The organism is Arthrobacter sp. TB 26, from assembly GCF_000427315.1.
Classification (GTDB): domain Bacteria; phylum Actinomycetota; class Actinomycetes; order Actinomycetales; family Micrococcaceae; genus Arthrobacter.
Genome location: NZ_AUPJ01000428.1, coordinates 1,607 through 7,032, shown reverse-complemented (window position 1 = coordinate 7,032; position 5,426 = coordinate 1,607). Strand labels below are relative to the sequence as shown.

Below are 5,426 nucleotides of genomic sequence, written 5' to 3'. Positions count from 1 at the left end.
CGGCGTCGGGCGTTCTGCAACCCCGCCCGCGGCAGCCGGGCGGTGACCCTTTTTGGCGAGCTGGATCTGTTCGTAGACATGGTGGCGCAGTTCGGTGAAGCGTGTCAGCGAACGGGTCTCCAGCTGGTCTCGGTCGGATGGCAGGTCAATGGTGATGTCTTCCTGCACGACTGTCGGGGAGCTTGAGAGGATGATGACCCGCTCGCCGAGGTACACGGATTCGTCGATGTCATGCGTGACGAAGAGGACAGTGATGCCCAGCTTCTTCCACACGGTGCGGATCAAGTCCTCCAGGTCCGCCCGGGTCTGGGCGTCCACGGCCGCGAATGGCTCATCCATCAGCAGGACCTCGGGCTGGTAGGCGATGGCGCGGGCAATCGCCACCCGCTGCTGCATGCCTCCCGAGAGCTGCCAGGGGTAGGACCGCGGGACGTGGGACAGGCCCACGGCCTCGAGGGCCTCATCCACTAGCCGGTCACGTTCGGCCTTCGGGACACCCTGGTTCTTCAGCGGCAGTTCCACGTTGTCCCGGACGCGCATCCACGGAAACAGCGAGCGGCCGTATTCCTGGAAGACCACCGCCATCTTCTTCGGCGGACCCACCACGCGTTTGCCGTCCAGGAGCACTTCGCCCTCGGTCGGGGCCATCAGCCCGGAGATGCACTTGAGCAGCGTAGTCTTGCCGGAGCCGGAGGGTCCCACCAGGCAAGCGAGTTCGCCGGCGCGCAGGTCGAAGGTGAGGTTCCGGACGGCCTCCACGTCGCCGCCGTCGGTCTGGTACACCTTTTTCAGCCCGCGGACGGAGAGCATCGCTTCCGGGGCCGCTTGAGTTGAGTCAGGCTGCATTTTCTACCTCTTTCTGGCCGTGGTACCAGCGCAGTATTTTCCGCTCGGCCCACTGGAAGATGAATGACATGCCCACGCCCAGCAGTCCGAGCACGACGATGCCGGACCACATCTCAGGGATGGAGAAGGAGCGCTGGAACTGGACGATAGTGAAGCCAAGTCCCGAGGACGAGGCAAACATTTCGGAGATGACCATCAGGATCAGCCCGAGGGACATGGACTGGCGGACGCCGGCCATGATCTGGGGGCTGGCGGACGGCAGCACGAGGTACCGGACGCGGGCCCAGCCGTCGATGCCGTAGGTGTGAGTGGAATCGGAGAGCACCGGGTCGACGGCGCGGACACCCTCGATCGTGTTCAACAACACCGGCCAGACACAGCCGGAAATGATAACGACGACCTTCATGGAGTCGGTAATGCCCATGAGCAGCATCAGCACCGGCACCAGGACCGGAGGCGGGATGGCGCGGAAGAACTCCAGCGTCGGTTCCAGCAGCGCCCGGAGCCACCGGATGGATCCGATCAGGACTCCGCCGACGACGCCGATCACGATCGCTGCGACGACGCCCACCACGAGCCGCCCGATACTGGGCAGGACGTCCGTGAAGAAACGCTCGCCAAACCAGACCTCGCCGAACGTTTTGACCAGGTTCGCCGGGGTGGGAACGAAGAAGTTGGTCGTCCCCAGGGTGGCGGCCCACCAGATCAGGACCAGCAGCACCGGCAGGCCCAGGAGGTAGCCGAGATTCTTCAGGATTTTCATATGATCACCTCGGAGCGGACCGACGAGTGCCAGGCCAGGGTCTTCTTCTCGATAAAGCGCATCAGCATATTGATCAGGACTCCGATCAGGCCGGTGGCGAGAACCAGGGCATACATGCCGGAGATGGCGCCGCCGGACTGGGCCAGTGCGATTTCCCGGCCGAGTCCCGGGGATCCGATCACGAGTTCGGCCGTGATCGCCAGCACCAGCGCCACCGCTCCGGCGAGCCGTACACCTGTCATCAAGTAGGGCAATGCGGTGGGAAAGACGACGTAGCGAATCCTGGCCATCCTGCCCAGGCCGTACGTCTTGGCCGTGTTGTTGGCGACCATATCGACATCGGCCACACCGTAGAGCACCTGGATCAGGATCTGCCAGAAGGCCGCATACACGATCAGCAGTAAAGAGGACTCGATCTTCACGCCGAAAAGCAACACGGCAAGCGGGATCAGAGCGACCGACGGGATCGGGCGCAGAAACTCGATTGTGGAGTTGGTAGCCTTCCGCAGGAAGGTGCTGGAGCCGATAATGAAGCCAAGCACCACAGCCGCCACCACGGCGATCAGGAGACCCAGGAACCAGGCCTTCATGGTCTCGCCCACGGAAACCCAGAAGGCCGTGAGTCCAAAGTCAGCAACCAGGGCGGCAATGACCTCGCTGGCGGGCGGCAGGTAGCGTGCATCAACGATGCCCAGCCGGGGAATCATCTCCCAGGTCACCAGGAAGCCGAGGATCCCTGCGAGGCCGAGCAGCTGCTTTGTTGGTATTTTACGCACCTGCCGGCGGTGCCGCTCCGTACTCGGGGCGGCACCACCGGAAGTCAGGATTGTTGAACTCACGGGAGGAGTTCGCCAGCGTTCGGAGCCTTGGTCAGCGTGCCGTACTTGGCGGCTGCATCGCCGAGGGTCTTGAACGCATCCTGGTTGAATTCGACCCGGTATCGCGGCAGAACGATCTTGGCCCGGGCAGCGTCGTCGATCTTTGTGTAGGTGCCCACGATGTCGCGGACTTCCTGCGGGTGCTGCTGCGCGTATTCGAGCGACTTGTTCATGGCACGGGTGAACTTCTGGGTGAGCTCAGCCTTGCCCTTGATGGTGTCTGACTTGGTAAAGTAGCCAGCTATGTCGAGCTCCGGGCTCATCTCCACGAAGTTCCAGGAAACCACCTTGCCGCCTTCGGCCACGGCCTTGGACAGGAAGGGCTCGAGGATCCACGCCGCGTCAACTTGCTTGTTGGCCAGCGCCGCGGGGGCGTCCGGGAATGCTACCTCGACGAACTTCACACTCTTGGGGTCGCCGCCGTCCTTCTCGACGACCGACTTGATGGTGGTGTCGCCGATGTTGGAGAGGTTGTTCACGGAAACGGTTTTGCCGGCGAGGTCTTTCGCGGTCTGTATGTCCGACCCTGCCGGAACGACGACGCCGCCGATGTCCTTGCCTTTCTCGCCGGTGGTGGACGCACCATTGGCCACGAACTTGAGGTCAAGTCCCTTGTCCTTGGCAACCATGACCGAGATCAGGTTGGAGAAGGCGAAGTCGAAACTTCCGCTGACAATGCCCGGAACGATCGCCGCGCCGCCGGTTGCTGTCTGGATGTCCAGCTGGAGACCTTCTTCTTTGAAGAAGCCCTGCTTGTCACCGAGGTAGATGGGGGCGCAGTCGACGATCGGAATGACACCGACACTGACCTTCGTCAAGTTGGTACTACCGGCGGCTCCACTCGAGGCAGTCCCGCCTCCCGTGGAACTGGGTGAGCCGCTACCGCAAGCCGACAGGCCGAGGACCGACGCGGCGGCCAGGACGGCAATAATTCGACGTTTCATGTTCACTCCTATGTGCCCATTGGCATGGGAGTGACTAGCCCCCAAGCCTCAATGTTCGCTCTTCGAACATAAGTTCAAATTAAGTCTGATCTAAAGATAGAGTGAGGTCAACCACATTCGGACCATCGTTACAGCTATGAGACGGGCCCTCCGGATGTGCCCTCGACCGCAGAAGTCGCCGAAGTAGGCCCAAACACCAACGCGGGGTCACATATCGCCCATCCCGGGGGTCGGGATGGGCGATATGTGACCCCGCGTTGGGGTTAATTGTTGGGGCTCGCTAGGAGCGGGTGAAGGTGGCGTCGAGCTCGGCGTCCTCCGCCGCGGCCCCGTTCTGTAGGGCGGCCCCGGACCCGGCCTCGGCGGCGTGCTTGTCGCCGGGCCCGTTGACTGAGGCCCTGGCCTCGGCGAACTTCTCGTTCAGGCGGGAGTGGCGCTGGCCGTAGGAGAAGTAGATGACGATGCCGATCACGAGCCAGACGGCGAAGAAGATCCAGGTCTCCACGGCCAGGTTGGTCATGAGGTAGAGGCACAGGACGGCGGAGACGATCGGGAGCACCTTGCCGAACGGCACCCGGAACGCAGGCTTCAGGTCCGGGCGCTTCTTGCGCAGCACCAGGACACCGATGCTCACCGTCACGAACGCGGACAGCGTGCCGATGTTGATCATTTCTTCGAGCAGGTCCACATTGGTGAGCCCGGCGACAACCGCCACGGCAGCACCGCAGATGATCTGGAGCCGGACCGGCGTCGCACGGATAGTGCTTGTCTTGGACAGCGAGCGGGGCAGCAGGCCGTCGCGGCTCATGGCCAGCACGACGCGGGAGAGGCCCATCAGCAGCACCATGATCACGGTGGTCAGGCCGACCAGCGAGCCGAAGGCAATGACTTTCGCGGCATCGTTGTTGCCCACGGCCTCGAACGCCGTGGTGAGGGTGGGGTTTTCGGCCTCGGCCAGCTTGGTGTAGGAGACCATGCCGGTCAGCGCGAGGGACACCAGGATGTAGAGCACTGTGACGACGGCCAGACCGCCGAAGATGCCGCGGGGCAACGTCTTCTGCGGGTTCTTGACCTCCTCGGCCGAGGTGGCCACAACGTCGAACCCGATGAAGGCGAAGAAAACCAGGGCTGCGCCGGCGAAGATGCCCAGCGTGCCGTACTGCGCCGGGGCAGCGCCCGTGAGGAAGCCGAAGAAGGACTGCTTCATGACGTCGGCGGCACCGGTGCCGCCGGTCGGCTCGGAGGCCGGAACGAAGGGGGCGTAGTTCTCGAACTTCACGTAGCTGAACCCCACCACGATCACAAAGAGTACGACGGCGATCTTGACCAGCGTGAAGATGTTGCCGACGCGGGCGGACAGCTTTGTCCCCAGCACCAGCAGCACGGTGAACACGGCGACGATCAGGAAGGCGCCCCAGTACAGGTCCACCCCGCCTAGGGAGATCGACGGCGGGATGTCCACGCCCATCAGGGCGAACACCTTGCTGAGGTAGATGCCCCAGTACTTGGCGATCACAGCACCGGCCGTGAAGAGTTCGAGAATGAGGTTCCAGCCGATAATCCAGGCCAGCAACTCGCCCATGGTGGCGTAGGTGAAGACGTAGGCGGAGCCGGCGACGGGAATGGCCGTGGCGAACTCCGCGTAGCACATGATGGCCAGCGCACACGTGACGGCGGCAATGGCGAAGGAAAGGGTCACGGCCGGGCCGGCGAAGTTTGCTGCCGCCTTGGCGCCCACCGAGAAGATACCGGCGCCGACAGCAACGGCGACACCCATGATCATCAGGTACCAGGAACTGAGCGAGCGCTTCAGCTTCCGTCCGGGTTCTTCGGCGTCCGACATGGACTGCTCGATTGATTTGGTCCGGAATAGGTTCATAGCAAGGTCCACAATCTTGGTAGCTTGGTGGAAACAGACCTATCCATAGTAGTGTCCATCCACTGGACGGCTATTTTTGTCCCACATAGTGAGACGCAAAAAGCGGGCCGCGCAGG

At 62.8% G+C, this 5,426-nt stretch carries 5 protein-coding genes; all 5 read right to left on the bottom strand.

Annotation, left to right across the window (positions count from 1 at the left end; all coding sequences use genetic code 11):
- A partial coding sequence (locus K789_RS0116365; RefSeq protein WP_024367699.1) for an ABC transporter ATP-binding protein occupies positions 1–846 on the bottom strand: 846 nt, incomplete at its 3' end.
- On the bottom strand, positions 836–1,609 hold the full coding sequence (locus K789_RS0116360) for an ABC transporter permease (protein ID WP_024367698.1): 774 nt from the start codon (positions 1,607–1,609) through the stop codon (positions 836–838). The genes K789_RS0116365 and K789_RS0116360, both read right to left, overlap by 11 nt.
- A complete protein-coding gene (locus K789_RS0116355; protein ID WP_024367697.1) occupies positions 1,606–2,448 on the bottom strand; it encodes an ABC transporter permease in 843 nt (280 codons plus the stop codon). Before K789_RS0116355 ends, K789_RS0116360 begins: the two co-directional genes overlap by 4 nt.
- Positions 2,445–3,431, bottom strand: a complete 987-nt coding sequence (locus K789_RS0116350) for an ABC transporter substrate-binding protein (RefSeq protein ID WP_024367696.1) — start codon at positions 3,429–3,431, stop codon at positions 2,445–2,447. The genes K789_RS0116355 and K789_RS0116350 overlap by 4 nt, the downstream gene beginning before the upstream one ends.
- A gap of 280 nt (positions 3,432–3,711) precedes the next feature.
- Complete coding sequence (locus K789_RS0116345) at positions 3,712–5,310, bottom strand: amino acid permease (protein ID WP_024367695.1); 1,599 nt, start codon at positions 5,308–5,310, stop codon at positions 3,712–3,714.
- Between the last annotated feature and the right edge of the window lie 116 nt (positions 5,311–5,426).

Excerpts from the sequence above, each read along its gene's own strand:
- K789_RS0116345 (WP_024367695.1), bottom strand. The coding sequence starts at position 5,310 with ATGAACCTATTCCGGACCAAATCAATCGAGCAGTCCATGTCGGACGCC.
- K789_RS0116350 (WP_024367696.1), bottom strand. The coding sequence starts at position 3,431 with ATGAAACGTCGAATTATTGCCGTCCTGGCCGCCGCGTCGGTCCTCGGC.
- K789_RS0116360 (WP_024367698.1), bottom strand. The coding sequence starts at position 1,609 with ATGAAAATCCTGAAGAATCTCGGCTACCTCCTGGGCCTGCCGGTGCTG.